This window comes from Paenibacillus sp. FSL F4-0100, from assembly GCF_037993005.1.
GTDB lineage: Bacteria > Bacillota > Bacilli > Paenibacillales > Paenibacillaceae > Paenibacillus_AQ.
In genome coordinates, this window is record NZ_CP150303.1 from 414,724 (window position 1) to 434,357 (window position 19,634).

The following is a 19,634-nucleotide window of genomic DNA, read 5'->3' on the forward strand; positions in this document are numbered from 1 at the left end:
GCTTGAAGGGAGCTTGCGCAGCTACACTATATTTGGAGGAGGGGCATCATGCTTGTAACAGCCGCCGGCAAAATCAAGGCTTGGTCATGGGCATTGTTCCGCACAGTCCTCGTGATGGGCATCGGCTATGTCATCCTGTACCCGATCCTGTTGAAAATTTCACTTGCCCTTCGGGGAAAAGAAGACATTTACGATCAAACGATCATTTGGTTTCCGAAGCATGCCACCCTCGACAATCTGGTGTTCGTGCTAGACAAAATGAATTACATGGATGCGCTGCTCAATACGATCGGCATCTCGGCCATGGCTGCCGTCCTGCAGACGGCTTCCTGCGCCCTGGCGGGTTACGGCTTCGCGCGCTTGAAGTATCCTGGGCAAGGCCTCCTATTTATGCTCGTTGTCTTCACGATCATCGTCCCGCCGCAGACGATTATGATTCCGACGTACATGCATTTTCGGTATTTCGATCCGTTGGGGCTTGTAGAGCTGTTTACCGGCAGACCGGGTGTCAGCCTGCTTGATACCCATTGGCCGTTTGTCTTGTCGTCCATTACGGCGATGGGGCTAAAAAACGGGCTTTACATTTATATTTTCAAGCAATTTTTCCGCTCGCTTCCCGGAGAACTAGAGGAGGCCGCTCTCGTGGACGGCGCAGGTATATTCAAAACTTTCTATCGGGTTATGCTGCCGAACGCGATGCCGGCGATCATCACCGTCGTGTTGTTCTCATTCGTCTGGCAGTATAACGATTCATTCTACGTTTCGATGTATTTGACGGATACAAAAGTGCTGTCGATGCAGCTTGCGTCTTTGCCCGGTTTGCTGGCTGCGGACTCGCCCGAATATATGCTGACCTCTATTCGGTTGAATGCGGGCACCGTACTGGTGATCATTCCGTTGATGATCTTCTACTTGTTCTTGCAGAAGCATTTCGTCGAAGGAGTCGAACGCTCGGGCATCGTCGGCTGATCGAATGTCATGAGGGATACACCCACCGTATTCCGGCTCTGAATGTCGGGTCCAGAATTTATAGGGAGGTAATCTGATGTTTACGAAAAAAAATGGATTTATACTCACGATCATTGCCGTCATGCTGTTTACCCTTACTCCAAGTGCACTGGCCCAAGAAGAAACTGAAACACCAAGGAATCTAGCGGCTGAATTAAGCTATCAGTACTCAGCGGCTCCGAATGAAAGTTACCCTGACTCCGGAAACGAGTTGACCGATGGGGTATACGAGCCTTTGGAATATGTGAACCCCGGCTGGCAGGGACATCTTCGCGGTATCACAAGAGAAGTGGTGTTCGATTTGCAGGATTTCAAATCCATTAACGCCATCAAAGCGCATTTTATGCAGGACAGCAATGCGGGAATATTTTATCCCGTAACGGTTTCGATGTACGTCTCCGATGATGGCCAAAACTGGGGGACGCTGGCACATCGGAATACACAAATTCCATTGTGGGAGCCGGGACCGGCAACCGAACAGTTCTATATATGGGACGCAGCAGCGGACGGATTGCCGCATCCGAACAAGAACGCTTCATCGGCATATGCGCGTTATGTAAAAATTACGTTTACGACGCAAACGTGGACATTCCTCGATGAAATTGAAATTTGGGGCATGGACGGCAAAGCGAAGCATGCGGTTCGGATCAAGCCTGAAGAGCCGGCTTATTTGGAACCGGGCAAAGATACGAACGGCATCCGCGATCTTGTGTTGCTGTACAATGGCTGGTATCCAAACGGAGAAGGCATTTGGACGAAAGATAAAATTATCCCGTACATTAGTTATGTCGACCAGCAAGGTGAACCGACCGATTGGTTTTATGATGGCGTCCTTTACCTTGGTTTGCTGACCCCAGGCGGGGAACGAAACTTTGGCAGCACGGCTTTGTTTGAAGATTGGCAGTGGTACTTGGACACCACGTTTGGCGCGGACGGTGACATGAAGCATTTGAACGATGCGACTGCAGAAGTCGGTCAAAAACTCGGCGATCCGAAGCACCGTACGAAAGTCGTGCTGATGATTCCTAACCCGGACACCGCTACGACGGATTTTGGTGACGTTGACGGCGACGGCATTTCGGAGAACTTCAATCCCGACCAGGTAGGCGCGGAAGCGGCTCTCCATAACAGACAAAAAGCAGTAAGCTGGTATATGGATCAAGTTAAACAAAGATGGTCAGCGGCGGGCTACTCCAATCTCGAATTGTCTGGCATGTACTGGCTCGCCGAAAGTGCGTGGCTCGGTGAACAATTTGATGAACCGTTGATCCGGTATACGAGCGATCTTGTCCATAGCAATCACAAGCAGAAGTTTTTCTGGATTCCGCATTTTTACGCAAACGGCAGCTTCGCTAAGGAACAGCTTGGCTTTGACGCCGTGGCTCTGCAGCCGAATCATTTCTTTAACGAAACAGAAGCGACGCGTCTCGAGGATGCGGCCGGGCTTGCCCGCCAGTATGGGATCGGCGTTGAATTTGAAACGGATGAACGGATGAACACCGATCAGGAGATGCGCAAGCGATTCATCGAATATTTGAATGGCGGCGTCGATTACGGATATATGACCCGTGCCTTCAAAGCTTATTATCAAGGCAATACTTCCCTTCTGGACAGCTCAAGAAGCAGCGATCCGATCGTGCGTTCGAATTATGACTTTATGTATCAATTCGTAAAGGGTACTTATGTGAAGCAAACGGTGCCCGATCCGGTGGAATGAGCGTTGATTTCATACGATACGTTATCAATTTGCTCATCCCACTCTCATATCACCCTCGGCTTGATCAAGTGTCGTCAATATTGCAGCTTTGAGATGCACGCCTGAATTGATGGTTCAAAAAATCATTGGAAAAGAGGTTGGTTGCATGATGGTATGCACCCTCCAAGCCTTGTTTCATCGTCACAAGCAGGTCCGTATTGCAGTTGTTGTTGCTGTTTGCAATACAGCGGTGAAGCTGCTGTCCGGGTTCAGCACTCCAGCATTAGCTAAAGCAAACGTTACAAGTGTGGTGCATGAGGAAACGGTTGATCTGACGGTTATGACCTTCAACATTCGGCTTGGGGGAGGCGTTGTGTCTTTCGATCAAACCGCCGAGACGATCCGGACAGCCGGGGCCGATATCGTCGGCATCCAGGAGCCAGGTGGCAATCTTGCCGCGCTTGCGCAAAAGCTCGGTTTTTATTATGCCGAAGGCCATAACATCATGAGTCGGTTTCCCATTATCAACGCACACCAGCGAGAGTATGTTTACATCGAGGTCAGGCCGGGCAAAGTGGTTGCGATGAGCAACGTGCATCTGTCTGCGTATCCGTACGGGCCTTATGACATACGGGACGGAAAATCTGTACATGATGTGCTGAGCAACGAAAAAAAATATCATATGGCGGAGATGAAGAGTCGGTTCGAAGTGCTGCCGAACCTTGCGAGCCGCGGACTATCCGTATTTCTTACGGGCGATTTTAACGTGCCGTCCCACCTCGACTGGACGAATGCAACAAAAAGCAATCATTATGGCGTTTCGATCCAATGGCCCGTGTCTGCGAAGCTGCAACAGTTGAATTTTCGCGACTCATACCGTGAAATTCGCCCGAATCCGGTTACGCATCCTGCCAATACGTGGACGCCGGGGGAAAACGGACAAATCGGCACGAATGAAGTACATGACCGCATCGATTTTGTGTATGCGTCGGGACCATCGACTACGCTTGGCAGCAAAATCGTCGGTGAAAACGGGCCCTATTCGGATATTGTGCTTGCGCCTTGGCCGTCCGATCATCGTGCAATTGTCTCCACATTCCGCGCGCAGCTCGCTCCGACCCCCGATTTGCCGAACGGAGCAACGATATGTACGGATAAGCCGGCATATGCTCAAGAAGAAACTGTGCTCGTAACATATACGAGCGCATCGGTCAGCAAGGATTGGATCGGCATTTACCAGGAAGGCATAATTCCGGGTATCGGTAATCCGTCGATCGTTTGGAAGTATGCAAGCGAAGGGCAGCCACCGAACGGGACGATCAGCTTCGACTCCTTGAGCCTATCGGCCGGAACTTACGATGCCATACTGCTCGCCGACGACGGATATACTGAATTGGCGCGAACGACATTTACAATCGGGTCGAACGCAGGGCGATGAAATGGTGCAGAACACTTACGTTGCATTGAGCTGTTCCAAGGCTTCTCAAACTGGAACGTCGCTAATCTAAGCTTTATTGCCCTCATCTTGATTACCACGGAGTAACTTGCTCTTGTTGCCACGGACAAAACACCTTCAAGGTTGTTTCCATATCTGACGATATGGTTGCATTTACTTGAAGGTGTTTTTATTTGTCTCCTTCCCTGGGGCCAGTCCCACTGCGAATTCCTACACTTAATTGCAGATCGTGGACGTATGCTGCAGGCGAATCCGGAGAAATAGAACTTGACGGACAAATGAGAACTAGGCAAACAGAAAAGGGGTGCATTATGATAGGACATATTAGTCATAAGAGAACTGCCATTGACGAAGGGGGACTGAGGGATATTATGTTCAGATCGACATCCTGGCGCATATTTGTGATAAGCGGCATCTTTTTTGCGATCACCATCATACCGCTCTCGTTGTTTCTGGCCAACCGATTTTCTCATTACGCTTATTCCCAGATGGGGACGTTTAATCAGGACCGTATCAACGAAATGGCAGAGCGGGTCGAGTACATCCTGGCTAAGCTGAAATGGTACGGTCTGACCATGTACGAAGATCGTACCGTGCAAAACTGGATGTATGCTTCCCCCGACGATCTGCTGCAGAATGCCAGCGCGATGGGGGTGTTGACTAAATATTTATCTAATGAGCCTTATATTGAAACCGCTTACTTATTTAGCTTTCGTAAACGTGAGGTGATCGACTCCAAAGTTGGGTTGATTCCGTTCGAGGAATTTGCCGATCAGCCGATGCTGCAGCGAATTGAGCGTACTCCCGGGGCCTTCCTGCGTTATTTTGACCACCAGATAGGAAATAAATCGTATTTGGCTCTTCAGCTACCCTCGACTCCTGTGCAGAAAAATCGCGATGGGTATCTTGTTGTCCTGTTCGACAAGAAGGAGCTCCAGAAGCATTTGATCTCAAGCGGTGAAAGAGCGGATACGCTGCTTACTATTGTGGATGATCGAGGAAAATGGATTCTGGGGGAACAGGATGAGCGGCTTGAGGAGACCATCTATAACATCCAACCGGGAGTGAAGGAAGGTTCATTCGAGTTGAACAGAGCGGGAGGGGCAGTGTTCGTCAACTACGCCCGAATGGAATCGTCGGAGTGGACTATTATATCTGTCACTGAAATGAAACAATTTCGCGAAAAGGCAGGGGCATTTAAAACCGTCATCATCGCCTGCTCGCTGCTGCTGCTCATCGCGCTGCTTCTGGTCGCCTATTGGAATTCGCGCCGTTTCGTCGGACCATTCCGCCGGCTGGCGGATCAACTGCAGCGGAAGCTGGGCGTGAAGGGGGAGAACGATTACGGTGTCATTGAGCAGGGCGTCGTTATGCTTCGCGATCATTATCCGCTGATCAAGACCGAATATTTACGGCAATGGCTGCTGCAGGGCAGACTGACTGATGGCGCCAGAGCGGCCATTGTCCGCGAATCGTGCCTGCTTGACTATGAGTGGCTTCGACTAGCTGTTATCAAGATCGACTCCTATTATGAGATATCCGAGCGGTACGATTTCGTCTCTCGCAAGCTGCTCAAGTATGCAATCGGCAATATCGCAGAGGAGCTGCTGGGCACACCTGAACGGCCGATCGAGGTGGTCGATTTTGGGACCGACCATCTGGTCGTGCTGGTTGGCACGGTTAGCTCCCTCCCTGATCCCGAGTTGACTAAAGAGCTGAAGGAGCTTAGTCGTCAAGTCACCCGTCACGTAAAGCTGGACGTGACGATCGCCGAAAGCTCAGCGCGGCGTGTGCATGATGATTTACGCAAAGTATACGACGATATGAACGAGCTGACATTATTCAAGTTTGTCAGTGGTGATGACAAAATCTACGTTGAACAAGACTTTGAGCGGTATGCCGATTTACAAGCGCCGATCGACTCCGCCGTGCATGAAAGCTTGATCCAGACGATTCGCAGCGGCAAAGAGGAGAAGGTGCTGGCCATGCTGGAGGAGGTGTTCACGCGCCTGCAGACGATGAAGTATACCGAGTGCCAATTCCAACTGAAGCTGCTTCTGTTTGCGATCGTCAAGTCGTTCAGCAAAATGATGTCTATTCAGAGTGTTGAAGGGATTGAGCGCCACTTGAGGCAGTTCGCCACGCTTACCGAGGTCCGCGAATGGCTGAAGGAAGAGACTGGGCGGATTATCCGGCAGCTTAGCGACCAAAAGGGATTCAATCGCAAGGAAAAGCTGGTTGGGGAAATCATCGAGTATGTCCGCTATCATACCCATGACCCGATGCTGTCGGTAGACGATATCGCTGACCATATCGCTTTGTCGGCCAAATACGTCAGGCAGCTGTTTCACGAACAATATGGCATGCCTTTATCGAATTTCATCTTGAACGAGCGGCTCGGGAAGGTTAAGGAGCTGCTGGAGCAGACCAGCATGCAGATCACCGAAATTGCAGAGCAGTCCGGCTTTCAGACGAAAAGCCACTTTTTCACCGCATTTAAAAAAGCGACCGGCATGACGCCAAGCCAATACCGCGACAGCAAGGCGAGCGAGCGGTTGGAGCGGACGACGCGGCAGATGGGCGGGAACTCTGCGAATTAGCAGGCGGGGTAGGCGGCGATTGAGAACTGGCCAGACCAATAACAACCGGCGAACGCTCGCGATTTTAGCCACGCGAGAACCCAATCCGGCCAATGAGAACTAGGCAAGCCGCAGCCGTGAATGCTACGATGGCTCCGTTCGAATCCTGCAAGCCCACAAGAAAGGAGGAACGCTTTTTGGAGCGACGGAAAAGATTCGGCGGGTCGTTTGTGCGCGAGCTGTCGCGGAACCGGTATTTGTACTTGCTGGCGCTGCCCGGCATTGCGTTTCTGGTCGTATTTGCGTATATGCCCATGCTGGGGCATCTGCTCGCCTTCCAGAATTACCGGCTATCGGATGGAATATGGGGGAGCGAATGGGTCGGATTTAAAAACTTCGAGTTTTTCTTCAATGGGAAAGACTGGCTGCGGGTAACGCTGAATACCGTTTTCCTGAATGCGCTGTTTCTTCTATCCGGCCTCGGCAGCGCGGTCGTGCTGGCTATCTTCCTGAACGAAATCCGAAACAGGCTGTTCAAGCGAATCACGCAATCCTTTATTTTTTTACCGTATTTTATTTCATGGCTTGTCGTCAGCATGATGGCCTTGACGCTATTCAGCACATCGGAGGGACTGATTAACCGCGCGCTTGTCGCCCTTGGCTACGAAGGAGTGGACTGGTATTTGTCGCCTGGCGTATGGCCGTATATCTTAACCGTGATTAGCGCCTGGAAGATGGCCGGATATAATTCCATTATTTTTTTGGCCGTCATTACGGGCATCTCCGCAGAATATTATGAGAGCGCCCGAATTGAAGGTGCGAGCCGGATGCAACAGATGCTCTACATAACGCTGCCGTTGATGCGGCCGACGGTGATGGTATTGGCGCTGCTTGGCATTGGCCGTATTTTTTACGGCGATTTCGGCATGATTTACGCGATTATCGGAGATAACGGCGTACTCTTTCCGACGACAGATGTCATCGATACGTATGCATTTCGGGCGCTGCGGCAGCTGGGTAATTTCAGCATGTCGTCTGCCGTCATCGTGTACCAGTCCTGCATGGGGCTCGTCACGATTCTCATCTTCAATGCGATCGCGCGCAAGGTGGACGCGGATTCAAGACTATTCTAAAAGGGTTCGGCGAAACGGGCAATGGCCCGGTCCATGCGGCCTTTTCGCCGGACAATGTAAGGTGTGATCGACATGAGAGAACGGTTGTTTCTTATTCTGATGTATGCGGTGCTGGGCGCGTTTGCGCTGTTTTGCTTCATTCCGTTCTGGATTGTGTTCATCAACTCGTTCGCTGATGAATCGCTTCTGCAGACGGCGGGGTACCAGTTGCTTCCGAGCAAATTCAGCCTCCATGCGTACAAATTTCTGCTCTCCGGCAAGCAGGTGTTTCTAAGCTACGGCATGACGATTATCGTGACGATCGCCGGCACGGCGCTGGGCGTCCTTTTGACAGCTGCCTATGCGTACACGCTGAGCCACCGGAAAGTGAAATATCGCAACATTTTATCGTTTTTGACCTTCCTGACGATGCTGTTCGGTGCAGGGCTGGTCGGCTTCTACATGCTGATTGCCAACTGGCTGCACCTGAAAGACTCGGTTTGGGCGCTCATTTTGCCCTATCTGCTTAATCCGTTCTATGCCTTCATTCTTGTCTCCTACTACCGGACGCTGCCGTATGAATTGAATGAAGCTGCGACTGTGGACGGAGCCAATGATATCTTTATTTTCTTTCGGATCATCTGGCCGATTTCGCTGCCTGTAATCGCCACGGTGAGCCTGTTCTACGCACTGCAATATTGGAACGACTGGTATTTGTCATTGCTGTTTATCGACAATTACAAGATGCTGCCGCTGCAGATGATGATACGCCAGCTTATGTCCAATTTGAATGTTATGGCTTATGTGAGCGGGAGCCAGACGCAGTACAACGTCGTCGTGCCGACCTATGGGATGCAGCTGGCGATCGTCTGCGTTACCATCGGCCCGATTGTGTTCGTCTATCCCTTCATACAGCGCTTCTTTATTAAAGGTTTGACACTTGGATCGGTAAAAGGGTAGAGCGGCAAGCGGGAAGCGCGGTTGACCGGTTCGAGCTTTCGAGCGCTGCTGTTTTCGAACCGGCCCATCCGCCTTTTTTTCTATTTTTTGAAACAGGGGGAATGAACAATGAAAAGACTCTTGTCCATCGCGCTCGTGTTATTGATCGCGCTTGTCGCGATTGCAGGTTGTTCGGGCAAGAACGAAGGGGAAGGGAAGACGCCCGGACCGTCGGGTCAGACCGGAGATGGCGTGAGCGGTGACGCCAAACTTGAAGAGGTCACCTTGAAAATCATGATTCCCGGCGACCGGCCGCCGGATATGGATTTAGTCATCGCCGAAGCAGAGAAGCGAATGAAGGATACGATCAATGTCAAGCTTGACATCGTGTTCGTGCCTTGGTCCGATCTGGCGCAAAAGACACAGGTGACGCTCGCTTCTGGCGAAAACATCGATCTTATCTTTGATGCGCCATGGCTGCACATCAACCAAATGATTGCAAGCGGTTTCTATGAACCGCTGGATGACCTGTTGGCCCAGTACGGCCAAACAGTGCTGGAGAAACGGCCGCAGCAAATGTGGGACTACAACAAATACGGCGGCAAAATTATGGCCGTCCCGCTCGGCGTCAGTTACATGTCCGGCAATTCCTACATGGTGCGCAAAGATATTCGCGAGAACCTTGGCGTACCGCCGATCAAGACGTATGATGAACTGATTGCATTCGCCTACAAGGTGAAGGAGCAGAAGAAAGACATCATTCCGATGAGCGCAGGCTCTTACACGTATTCTTTCGTCAATCACCATGCACTGAACGATTACGAAACTCATGTCAGGCCGACCCACGCGCTCGGCAACAGCTTGATGCTCTACTATAAGAACAACGACGGGAAAGTATACAATTTGCTGGAGGATCGGGAACCGATCGGAACGTGGCTGGCGAACACGCACAAATGGTTTAAAGACGGACTGATTTTCAAGGACATTTTGACGACGAAAGATTTCCACCAACCGATCTCGGCAGGCAAAGTAGCAATCGTCACAAACGGCGCGTTCGGTATTGGCGATTCCTTCAAGAACACATTTAAGAACAATGTACCGGACGGCGAGCTGGAAACGGTCACCTTCTTTAACCCGGAAAAAGGCGCGAATTTCACCAATTTTAAGCAGTGGAATTTCCTGGCTGTTCCGAAGGTAAGCAAAAACAAGGAACGGGCGATTATGTTCCTGAACTGGGCGAATGAGAAGGAAAACTACGACCTGCTCTCTTACGGAATTGAAGGGAAGCATTGGGAAGCGGCAGGAGAGGACAAAATGAAAAACCTGGATACATCCGGCTACTCTGCATTCGGCTATGTCTGGCTATGGAATCCGGTCGATGAGCGCAGTGTTGTGGGTGGCGATCCGAAGAATGATGAAATGGATGCCGTGCTTCGCGATGCCGACATGTTCACCACCGATATTTTGGCCGGTTTCGAATTTGACAGTGCCCCGGTTCAAAACGAAATCAGCCAGTACAATACAGTCGATGGACAATACTACACGGCGCTGTTCAACGGGGTTATCGATCCGGACGAGACATTGAAGAAATTCGAAGCGGAAGCCGGGCCTGCCCTCAAAAAAATTCAGCAGGAGCTGGAAAAGCAAATCGATGAGTTCCTGGCGGCAAAAGCGAAATAGACCAGAATCACGACGTGGTGAAGACGGCTTCCTCTTTCGGAGGAAGCCGATCTTGTACACGCTGCTGCTTGCTTATATCAGATTTCGCGAAAGGGGGGATCCAAATTTAGCGTTCACCCGGAACAGAAATAAGAGTTTAGAATCTTTGATATTTCTGTACTTGAGAATAAGAAAAAGGAGCTGGCCTTGATGAGTTTGAATAAAAAATGGGTATCCGGATTAATGGCAGCCGTATTACTAATGTCTCCGGTCTCTGCGGTGCAGGCGAAATCGCCTGTTCCGGATGTGGCGGACCTGCAAGCGGCAATTGAAGTCAATCAACCGACGAAAGCTGGTGAACCGGGAGTGGAACAGGCACCACTAGCAGGAGACGAGAATCAAGCAGCAGAATCTTCCGCAGTACAGGAGACGCAATTCCGCAATCTTGCGGCCGGCCTCCCGTACGAATGGTCTGAAGCTCCGGAAGCTTCGCATCCCGATGACGGATACAAGCTTACAGACGGTAAATACGGCGCATTGGATATGAACGACCCGGCATGGGTAGGACATCAGCGCGGAAAAGCGCGCGAAATCGTATTTGATCTGGGGGAGGAAAAGTCGGTCGGGAAGATAACCGCTCGTTTTCTCCAGGATTATCCGACGAACTCGATCCTCGTGCCGCTGTCGGTATCGATGTATGTCTCTGACGATAAGGAAAATTGGGGGCTGCTTTCTCATAACGCTACGCAGCTGCTATGGGGAGCAGGACCGCCTAGACAGGAGACTTTTGAATGGGATGGCAGCCGGGATGGAATTAAGGGCGGGAATACGGATGGCAAGTTGGCTTATGCCCGTTATGTGAAGGTAATCTTTTATATGCATCCTACACAGTGGGAATACATTGACGAAATCGAAATTATGGGTATGGACGGCAAGATTGAAGGGGCGGTAAAGGTTCCTGCCGAGCAGCCTCGTTTTTTGGAGCCGGGGGAAGCTACGGCCGGGATCCGGAATCTGAATTTGCTGTATAACGGGCAATACGCGAATGGTTTGGGCGATTGGAAGAAGGAACGGATTATCCCTAATATCAGCTATGTAAATAAAGACGGCGAGCCGGTCGATTGGCTTTATGACGGCGTTCTATATCTCGGGATTGCTTCGCCTGCTGGTCGCGATTTCGGTCAGGGACAAACGAACCTGGACGATTGGAAATGGTATTTGGATAAAACATTTGCAGCCACGGGCGATATGCAGCAGTTGAATGAGGCCGCCAAGGAAGTTGGGGCCAAGCTGAAACAGCCCGATCATCAAGTCAAGGTTGTGTTAATGATTCCGAATCCAGGGGAATCCTTAACAGATTTTGGCGACATTGACGGTAGCGGTTCCTTAAATTTCAACGACTCCGTCGTAGGCAAAGAAAAAGCGTCTGAAAACAGAGGAAAAGCAGTACAGTGGTGGCTGGACCAGACCCAGCAAAGATGGCAGGCTGCCAACTACTCTAATCTTGAGCTTGTCGGCATGTACTGGATGCCGGAACAAATCGACATATCCGAATCAGGACCGGACATAGCTCGCATGGTGTCGGATAAAGTGCACGCCATGAACAGGAAGGTTTTCTGGATTCCACACTCATATGCTTACAAAATGTTTATGTGGAAAGACGCAGGGTTCGATGCCGCGGCGCTTCAGCCTAACTATTTCTTCGGCGGAATGGATTCCGACCGTATGGACGATGCTACAGATACTGCAAAGCGGTACGGAATGGGGAACGAAGTTGAATTTGATGACGGAATGTTGACAGATCCCGTACTTCGTCAGCGTTTTGTCGAATACTTGGACAGCGGCGTCAGATCCGGTCTGATGCAAAATGGCTTCAGAGCTCACTATCAAGGCAATAATGCAGTATACAACTTAGGGGTAAGCAAGGATCCAAGTTTGCGTTTAATGTATGACTGGCTGTATCAGTATTTGAACGGAACGTACGCTATCGACAGCAGCCCGGCGCCGGAGACGATGACGGAGCTTGTACGGCGGTATGTCGCGTCGAACGAAATCGAATCGGTTTTTGGTAATGAGTTGTCGTATCGATTGCAGACCATCAAGCTTCTTCTGGACGAAAACAAGCCGAAGGATGCCGTAACGTATATGCAGGATTTTCTTGCGCACATTCATGACCCGGCCGTTCAAGCGCAAGGGTTGATTTCGGCCTCGGCCGCATCGGTGCTTGATTCCTACGCCCAAGTTCTCATTCAAACCTGGTCTGACGGAGGGGGACTCAGCAATCTGGTTCTTGGCAAAAGCTATACAATTTCACAGCAGCCTAACAGCAACTATCCCGATTCCGGGAACGAACTTACGGACGGCCGATTCGGCGGGACGGATTACCGCACCGAGCAGTGGCAGGCCCATGCGGGAAGCGACTACCCTGACGAACGAAGCCGCACCATCACATTTGATTTGGGCGGCAACAAATCGATCGGGGCAATTAGAGCCCATTTTCTTCAGGATAAAGGACCCGGCATCTATTTCCCTCCGAACGTCACTTTTTCCGTTTCATCTGACGGCGAATCCTGGAGCACGCTGGCAACCGTTTCTCCCCCACCGGCACATGATGCTGCCTCGGCCGAGTTCGTGAGCTGGAGCGGGATAACAGACGGCGTGCCGGGGAAAGCGGGAGCCGACAAAGTGTCTGCCCGCTACGTTAAAGTCGAATTCCCGGTCAACGTCTGGGTCTTCCTTGATGAAATCGAAGTTCTCGGTACGGATGATCAGGCAGGAGGTGAGACGGGTATCGACGGCGCAAGAGCCGTGGTGGATGCCGCTGCGAAGAAATTGACAATCGACGGTCTGGTCGTGAACGGCAGCCAGTCCCAAGTGAATTTGAAAATACTCGATTCGAAAGGGAAAGTTCGCTACGAAGGCCAGACGACCAGTACAGAAACGGGAAGTTTCGAATTCATGATCAAGCTTACCGGCAATTTAAAGGGAACTTGCGACGCCTATCTGTCTATGGAAGGAATGTCGGATCCCGTTAAGATTTCATTCGAGTACAATAAAAAGGACTGATGAGTTATTTCCAGCACGAGCTCAGGTTCCGATGGCATAATGGCCTGATTTCCGAGAAGTTGACTTAGGATAAGGGCATTTTATGGCAAACTCTGCCGAGCATGATGCATGATAACTTATGTTTCGTAAAAAAAGCCATGGAGGCAGCGTTATTTCCACGCTGTAGCCCGTGGCTTTTGCTTTCGAATCGGTCTTGATGATCACATGGGAAATATGTGGCGCATAACGATGTTTATGAACACGTTTAATATAATGAAGGAAGAAGAAAACCGGTAATTAGATTCAAAGTCGCAAAGGATTGTTGGTCTCCCAAACTACATCAAGGGCTATCTGGAAATTTCATGCTGAGAAAGTTGAGAACAATGTAAACGCATACTTATTCATGGTATAATGCATCTAATAGATTAAGCGATTTTAGTCATTTGGGATTATATTGCTGTAAATCTGGGCTGGGGGTGTTGCGAGAATGAGAAGGTATAGCGTGTGGCGTCCGATTATGCTGATTGCGGTGGCGCTGCTTACGAACAGTTTGGTTACGAATTTGGCGGGGGTATTTGGCATGACGCCGGAGTCGGCAAGCAGCTTGGGCGTAGTCGCCATGATTATTGCCGGATTGATTACGTATAATCGCATGATGAAGTCCCGCCGCAAGTGAATATTCATTCAAAACTTTCATTGAAATGAACAGCATGTTTGTAAGCACCTTGCCGAGGTGCTTTCTTTCATAAGGGGCTATTATTTTTTTCCAAATTGCAGGGTCTGAGCACTTGCAAGTTTGCGTACCACACCAATTGTAACCCCCCGTGTTATCTATAAAAACCGTGATATCAACACCGCGTTAACTACGGCTTCCTATCTCTACTAGAATTGGAATAAAACATGTCTTAAACGTTTCACCGCGACACAGATGCAGCTTGACAGATTCACCCAAATTTATGTTGAAAAGGGTCTGTTTTATTAATATATTGTAAATAGCACGAATCTAGTATTCGGGCATATATACCTAGGAGGGTTATCCTTAATGAAAAAAGGGGTCATATCTTTAATCAGTTTGGCGTTATCTGTCACAATGCTGGCAGGTTGCGGCGACAAACCAGCGTCAGAACCAAGCGGCGGCGCAGGCGGCGATGCACCTAAGGCAAACTTCAAGGTAGGGATGGTTACGGACGCGGGAACCATCGATGACAAGTCGTTTAACCAAGGAACGTACGAAGGTATCGAGAAGGCCAATAAGGACTTCAAAATGGAGTATAAATACCTGAAGCCGGCCGGAACGACAGAAGCCGACTACTCGAAAGAGATCGGAAACCTGTACGATGCCGGATTTAAGTTCATTGTAACTCCAGGCTTCAAATTTGAAACAGCCGTGTTCAAAGCACAGGACAAGTATACAGATGCTAAATTCGTGATTATCGATGGAACACCTCATTCCGGCGACAGCAATCCGGTAGTTAAGGAAAATACCGTATCCATCTTCTTCGCTGAGCAAGAGTCCGGTTTCCTGGCTGGCGTAGCGACTGCGCTTCATGTGAAGGATGGACAAGCTGGATTTATCGGCGGAATGGAAATCCCTCCTGTACAGAAGTTCAACTGGGGCTTCCAGCAGGGTGTAGCTTACGCCAACGAGAATCTCGGCACGAAACTGGTAATTAACAAAGAAAACGTTGTTTACCAAGGATCCTTTGATGATGTTGCAGCAGGCAGCCAATTGGCGGCTCAAATGTATGACCGTGGCGTAAACGTTATCTTTGCGGCAGCAGGCGGCGTTGGCGTTGGTGCGATTAACGAAGCGAAGACTCGCGTACAGAATGGATCTGAAGTATGGATCGTTGGCGTAGACGTTGACCAGTATCAAGATGGCGTTTACGAAGGCGACAAATCCGTTGTCCTGACTTCGGCCGTGAAGAAAATCGACCATGCGGCTTACGATATGATCAAAGCTGAAATGGAAGGTAAATTCCCAGGCGGACAAACGCTTACGCTGGATGCGACCAATGACGGCGTCGGCCTTCCTGAGAAGAATCCGAACCTGAGCGATGACGTCCTCAAGCAAGTGGACGAAGTGTTTGGCAAGATCAAAGCCGGCGAAATTAAAGTTACGGCAGAGCAAGGCGATTTGATTAAGTAATCCAAGACACCAAGGTCATCTACAGAAGCGTGGATAGACTTACTTGAAAAGCAGCGATACCGCATGAAAAAAGACGGATTCCCTCCGTCTTTTTTTAAGGTATCAGAATTTATAAGTTATTTCAGCGAAGCGTAAGCAATTCTGTAATCGCATTTATATGTTTTGGGGCCCCCGCAAAGTATTTGGAACAAGCATCGAAGCATAGGCTCCACTTTGTGGGGCTATTTTAGGTATCAGACCGTATCACCGGCGCAAGCGATTGCATCCTGATATTGAATGTAGAAATCGATCTATGTAACTGCGTTCTGGCTGTTTGGAAGTGAGTCGATCCGCGTTTTTTTTAAAAGCAGTTATGCACAGGAAGATATTTAACAAAAAAGAAGGAGAGGACCCAAAACCATGGACTATGTTGTCGAGATGGTGGGCATCCGCAAGGAATTTCCGGGGATCGTGGCCAATGACGATATCACGATTAGGTTGAAAAAAGGCGAGATTCATGCGCTGCTCGGTGAGAACGGGGCGGGCAAGTCCACCCTGATGAGCATCCTGTTTGGCATGTATCAGCCTGACCGTGGCGTAATCAAAGTCAACGGCAAGGACGTGCGGATCTCGAATCCGAACGTCGCGAACAAACTCGGAATCGGGATGGTGCATCAGCATTTTAAATTGGTCGAGCCGTTTACCGTGACCGAGAATATTATTCTGGGCAGCGAGACGCGCAAGTACTTCTTCGGCTTGGACGTGAGATCGGCTGCCAAACGGGTCGAGGAGCTGTCCAAGCGATACGGCCTCAATGTAGACCCGTATGCCAAAATCGAGGATATTTCGGTCGGGATGCAGCAGAGAGTGGAAATTCTCAAAATGCTGTACCGAGACGCGGAAGTGCTCATTTTTGACGAGCCGACCGCCGTACTGACCCCTCAGGAAATCGAAGATCTGCAGGGCATTATGAAAAACCTGGTCAATGAAGGCAAATCGATCATTCTGATCACCCACAAATTGAAAGAAATTAAAGCGGTTGCGGACCGCTGCACCGTCATCCGCCGCGGCAAGACGATTGGCACCGTAGAAGTGGCAGACACGAGCCGCGAGGCAATGGCCGAAATGATGGTGGGCCGCAGCGTATCCTTTAAGGTGGACAAGCAAGAGAGCCATCCGGGTAAAACCGTTCTGGAGATCAAATCGCTTATGGTAAAGAACAGCAAGAAAGTTGATGCGCTCAAAGGCTTTAGTCTGGACCTGCATGCCGGGGAGATTGTGGGCATTGCAGGCGTGGATGGTAACGGTCAATCGGAACTGATAGAAGCCATTACCGGACTTCGGCAGGCGGAGAGCGGAACGGTGAGCTTGAATGGAAAAACGCTCAACGGTCTATCTGTCCGTCAACGAAATGAAAGCGGAATCGGCCACATTCCAGAGGACCGCCAAAAGAGGGGCCTCGTACTGGATTATACGATTGAAGAGAATTTGATCCTCGAGGTGTATAACCGCCCACCGTATTCCAAGAACGGGCTGCTGCAGCCAGCAGCGATCCGCAAGCATGCGGAGCATATCATTCAGAGTTTTGATGTGCGTTCCGGAACGGGCGGCCGGTCGATCGTGCGTTCGATGTCCGGCGGTAACCAACAAAAAGCGATCATCGGCCGCGAGGTAGAGCGCGATCCGGATCTGCTTATTGCTGTCCAGCCGACTCGGGGCCTTGACGTAGGCTCGATTGAATATATTCACCGGCGTCTGATCGAACAGCGCGACAAGGGGAAAGCCGTTCTGCTGGTTTCCCTGGAGCTTGATGAAGTGCTGAATCTGTCGGACCGCATTGCCGTTATCAACAACGGTGAACTGGTAGGTATCGTTAAAACCTCCGAAACGAACGAAAGAGAGCTCGGACTGATGATGGCCGGGTATCAAAAAGAGGAGGCACCACATGAATAACAGCGTAAAATCGTTGCTTGCCGTCCTGTTCGGACTCATTGCGGGGGCACTGCTTATGGCGCTGACCGGACATAATCCGGTAGAAGGGTATAAGTATCTCATCCAGGGTGGACTCAAAAACCCGGAGCGGATCGGAAATACGCTGGCGACGGCGACTCCGCTTATTTTAACCGGTCTGTCCGTGGCTTTTGCCTTCCGCACTGGACTGTTTAATATCGGTGCTGCAGGCCAGATGCTGTTCGGTGGATTTTGCGCGACGGCTGTCGGCCTCTCGCTGGACCTGCCGCGGGCTCTGCTCCTGTTAGTCATGGTACTGGTCGGGTTTATCGGCGGTGCGCTATGGGCGGTTGTCCCAGGTTTCCTGAAGGCTAAATATAATGTGCACGAGGTCGTATCCACGATCATGATGAACTGGACGGCCTACTGGACCGTTTATTATGTCATTCCGGGTTACTTCAAAGGGGCGAGCCTGGAGACGGAATCGCGTCAGCTTCCGCCGGAAGCTATGCTGCATCAGCAGTGGCTAAGCGATATGTTCCAAGGTTCTTATGTCAATCTGGGCTTTTTTATCGCGGTTATTGCTGTTCTGGTCGTCGCTTTCCTTATTAACAAAACAACGCTCGGGTATGAATTGAAGGCGGTCGGATTCAACCGGCACGCTTCCGAATATGCGGGTATCGCTGTCAAACGCAGCATCGTGCTGTCCATGTTCATCTCCGGCGGTCTCGCGGGCCTCGCGGGTGTTGCACAGTATACGGGGAATGCCTCCAGCATGCAGATCGGCATTCTGCCGAGCCAGGGATTTGACGGGATTGCCGTAGCTCTGCTTGGAATCAATGCACCTATCGGTGTATTGGTGTCGGCCTTGTTCTTCGGAATTCTCTATTCGGGCAGAGGGTTTATGAATGCCATGACGGAGATTCCGCCGGAAATCGCCGATTCGATTATCGCCATCATTATCTATTTTGCGGCAACCAGCATCTTGATCGAACGACTATACCGTAAAATGAAGCTGCGTCGCGCGGCTAATAAAAAGCAGGGGGAGTAAGGACATATGTGGACAACGATTGAACAGATTTTTCCGTATGCCATCGCTTACACGATCCCGCTTTTGATTACCGCCTTGGGCGCGCTGTTCAGTGAACGAAGCGGGGTCGTCAATATCGGCCTTGACGGCTTGATGATTGTTGGTTCTTTCATCGGAGCCTTTGTCATATTCAAAATGCAGGCCCAATGGCCCGGCCAATCGTGGGTACTTTGGGTAGGATTATTGGCAGCAGCGGCAGCGAGTGCACTATTCTCGCTGTTACATGCCTTTGCGAGCATCAACCTTAGTGCCAACCAGATCATAAGCGGTACGGCGATCAATATGATCGCGGGTGCCCTGACGATTTTCCTTGCCCGTAACATTACGGGTAGCGGCAAGATCAGCATCACGAATGGTTTTGCACCGTTTGATGTGCCTGTGCTGTCCAAGATACCGGTTATTGGGGATTTGTTTTTTACCAAAACCTATGCAACAACCTGGCTTGTTCTGTTAGTGTTAGTGCTCAGCGCACTAATATTGTACAGAACACCGTTCGGTCTGCGTCTCCGGTCCTGCGGCGAGCATCCGCACGCAGCGGAAGCAGCCGGCATTAAGGTGCAGTCCATGCGCTATGTCGGCGTCATGATCTCGGGTGCTTTTTCCGGACTCGGGGGGGCTGTCATTCTGTTGACGTATTCCGGTGAATTTACGGGGAACGTTGCAGGACTAGGGTTCCTGGCTCTGGCGTCCTTGATCTTCGGACAATGGAAGCCGCTCGGCATCCTGCTGGCCACCTTGTTCTTCGGATTTGCCACGACGGTAGCCAACGTATCGCAGGTGATCCCGTCATTGGCGGTGATCCCGCCGGTCATTCTCAAGATTTTCCCTTATGTTGTCACGCTGATCGCACTCGTGATTTTCTCCAAATCCTCGAATGCGCCGAAAGCCGTAGGGGAGCCGTTCGATTCAGGTAAACGGTAACGGATTGCGCAAGTCGATGTAACACATCTAGAACCTCTGATATGCTTATGC

13 protein-coding genes are annotated in these 19,634 nt (G+C 50.5%); all 13 read left to right on the forward strand.

Annotation, left to right across the window (positions count from 1 at the left end; genetic code table 11):
• Positions 1–48 precede the first annotated feature (48 nt).
• Positions 49–969, forward strand: coding sequence for a carbohydrate ABC transporter permease (locus MHH48_RS01915; RefSeq protein WP_076322534.1), 921 nt, complete (start codon positions 49–51; stop codon positions 967–969).
• A 76-nt stretch (positions 970–1,045) separates the two neighbouring features.
• Positions 1,046–2,725: a DUF4855 domain-containing protein gene (locus tag MHH48_RS01920; RefSeq protein ID WP_076322533.1), complete on the forward strand. Its 1,680-nt coding sequence runs from the start codon at positions 1,046–1,048 to the stop codon at positions 2,723–2,725.
• A gap of 145 nt (positions 2,726–2,870) precedes the next feature.
• Entirely contained in the window at positions 2,871–4,142 is a 1,272-nt protein-coding gene (locus tag MHH48_RS01925; protein ID WP_076322532.1) for an endonuclease/exonuclease/phosphatase family protein, read from the forward strand.
• Between the two features lie 389 nt (positions 4,143–4,531).
• Entirely contained in the window at positions 4,532–6,760 is a 2,229-nt protein-coding gene (locus MHH48_RS01930) for an AraC family transcriptional regulator (protein ID WP_076322531.1), read from the forward strand.
• Between the two features lie 176 nt (positions 6,761–6,936).
• Positions 6,937–7,872, forward strand: coding sequence for an ABC transporter permease subunit (locus tag MHH48_RS01935; protein WP_076322530.1), 936 nt, complete (start codon positions 6,937–6,939; stop codon positions 7,870–7,872).
• A gap of 72 nt (positions 7,873–7,944) precedes the next feature.
• Positions 7,945–8,811 (forward strand): carbohydrate ABC transporter permease, encoded by an 867-nt coding sequence (locus tag MHH48_RS01940; protein WP_076322529.1) that lies wholly within the window; start codon positions 7,945–7,947, stop codon positions 8,809–8,811.
• 108 nt (positions 8,812–8,919) lie between these two features.
• Complete coding sequence (locus MHH48_RS01945; protein ID WP_076322528.1) at positions 8,920–10,470, forward strand: extracellular solute-binding protein; 1,551 nt, start codon at positions 8,920–8,922, stop codon at positions 10,468–10,470.
• Positions 10,471–10,659: 189 nt separating this feature from the next.
• Positions 10,660–13,515: a DUF4855 domain-containing protein gene (locus tag MHH48_RS01950; RefSeq protein WP_076322527.1), complete on the forward strand. Its 2,856-nt coding sequence runs from the start codon at positions 10,660–10,662 to the stop codon at positions 13,513–13,515.
• A 466-nt stretch (positions 13,516–13,981) separates the two neighbouring features.
• The gene (locus MHH48_RS01955) at positions 13,982–14,170 is read left to right on the forward strand and encodes a hypothetical protein (RefSeq protein ID WP_076322526.1); all 189 of its coding nucleotides are present in this window, start codon (positions 13,982–13,984) and stop codon (positions 14,168–14,170) included.
• 366 nt (positions 14,171–14,536) lie between these two features.
• Positions 14,537–15,643 carry a BMP family ABC transporter substrate-binding protein gene (locus MHH48_RS01960; protein WP_076322525.1) on the forward strand — a complete coding sequence of 369 codons (1,107 nt, stop codon included), beginning with the start codon at positions 14,537–14,539 and terminating at the stop codon, positions 15,641–15,643.
• A 399-nt stretch (positions 15,644–16,042) separates the two neighbouring features.
• Entirely contained in the window at positions 16,043–17,575 is a 1,533-nt protein-coding gene (locus MHH48_RS01965) for an ABC transporter ATP-binding protein (protein ID WP_076322524.1), read from the forward strand.
• The gene (locus MHH48_RS01970) at positions 17,568–18,623 is read left to right on the forward strand and encodes an ABC transporter permease (protein WP_076322523.1); all 1,056 of its coding nucleotides are present in this window, start codon (positions 17,568–17,570) and stop codon (positions 18,621–18,623) included. The genes MHH48_RS01965 and MHH48_RS01970 overlap by 8 nt, the downstream gene beginning before the upstream one ends.
• A gap of 6 nt (positions 18,624–18,629) precedes the next feature.
• The gene (locus MHH48_RS01975; protein ID WP_076322522.1) at positions 18,630–19,583 is read left to right on the forward strand and encodes an ABC transporter permease; all 954 of its coding nucleotides are present in this window, start codon (positions 18,630–18,632) and stop codon (positions 19,581–19,583) included.
• The last annotated feature ends 51 nt before the right edge of the window (positions 19,584–19,634 follow it).

What these genes read in the sequence shown, in the direction of transcription:
- MHH48_RS01970 (WP_076322523.1), top strand. Translation starts at nt 17,568, where the DNA reads ATGAATAACAGCGTAAAATCGTTGCTTGCCGTCCTGTTCGGACTCATT.
- MHH48_RS01930 (WP_076322531.1), top strand. Translation starts at nt 4,532, where the DNA reads ATGTTCAGATCGACATCCTGGCGCATATTTGTGATAAGCGGCATCTTT.
- MHH48_RS01915 (WP_076322534.1), top strand. Translation starts at nt 49, where the DNA reads ATGCTTGTAACAGCCGCCGGCAAAATCAAGGCTTGGTCATGGGCATTG.
- MHH48_RS01955 (WP_076322526.1), top strand. Translation starts at nt 13,982, where the DNA reads ATGAGAAGGTATAGCGTGTGGCGTCCGATTATGCTGATTGCGGTGGCG.
- MHH48_RS01925 (WP_076322532.1), top strand. Translation starts at nt 2,871, where the DNA reads ATGATGGTATGCACCCTCCAAGCCTTGTTTCATCGTCACAAGCAGGTC.
- MHH48_RS01965 (WP_076322524.1), top strand. Translation starts at nt 16,043, where the DNA reads ATGGACTATGTTGTCGAGATGGTGGGCATCCGCAAGGAATTTCCGGGG.
- MHH48_RS01975 (WP_076322522.1), top strand. Translation starts at nt 18,630, where the DNA reads ATGTGGACAACGATTGAACAGATTTTTCCGTATGCCATCGCTTACACG.
- MHH48_RS01960 (WP_076322525.1), top strand. Translation starts at nt 14,537, where the DNA reads ATGAAAAAAGGGGTCATATCTTTAATCAGTTTGGCGTTATCTGTCACA.
- MHH48_RS01950 (WP_076322527.1), top strand. Translation starts at nt 10,660, where the DNA reads ATGAGTTTGAATAAAAAATGGGTATCCGGATTAATGGCAGCCGTATTA.
- MHH48_RS01920 (WP_076322533.1), top strand. Translation starts at nt 1,046, where the DNA reads ATGTTTACGAAAAAAAATGGATTTATACTCACGATCATTGCCGTCATG.
- MHH48_RS01945 (WP_076322528.1), top strand. Translation starts at nt 8,920, where the DNA reads ATGAAAAGACTCTTGTCCATCGCGCTCGTGTTATTGATCGCGCTTGTC.
- MHH48_RS01940 (WP_076322529.1), top strand. Translation starts at nt 7,945, where the DNA reads ATGAGAGAACGGTTGTTTCTTATTCTGATGTATGCGGTGCTGGGCGCG.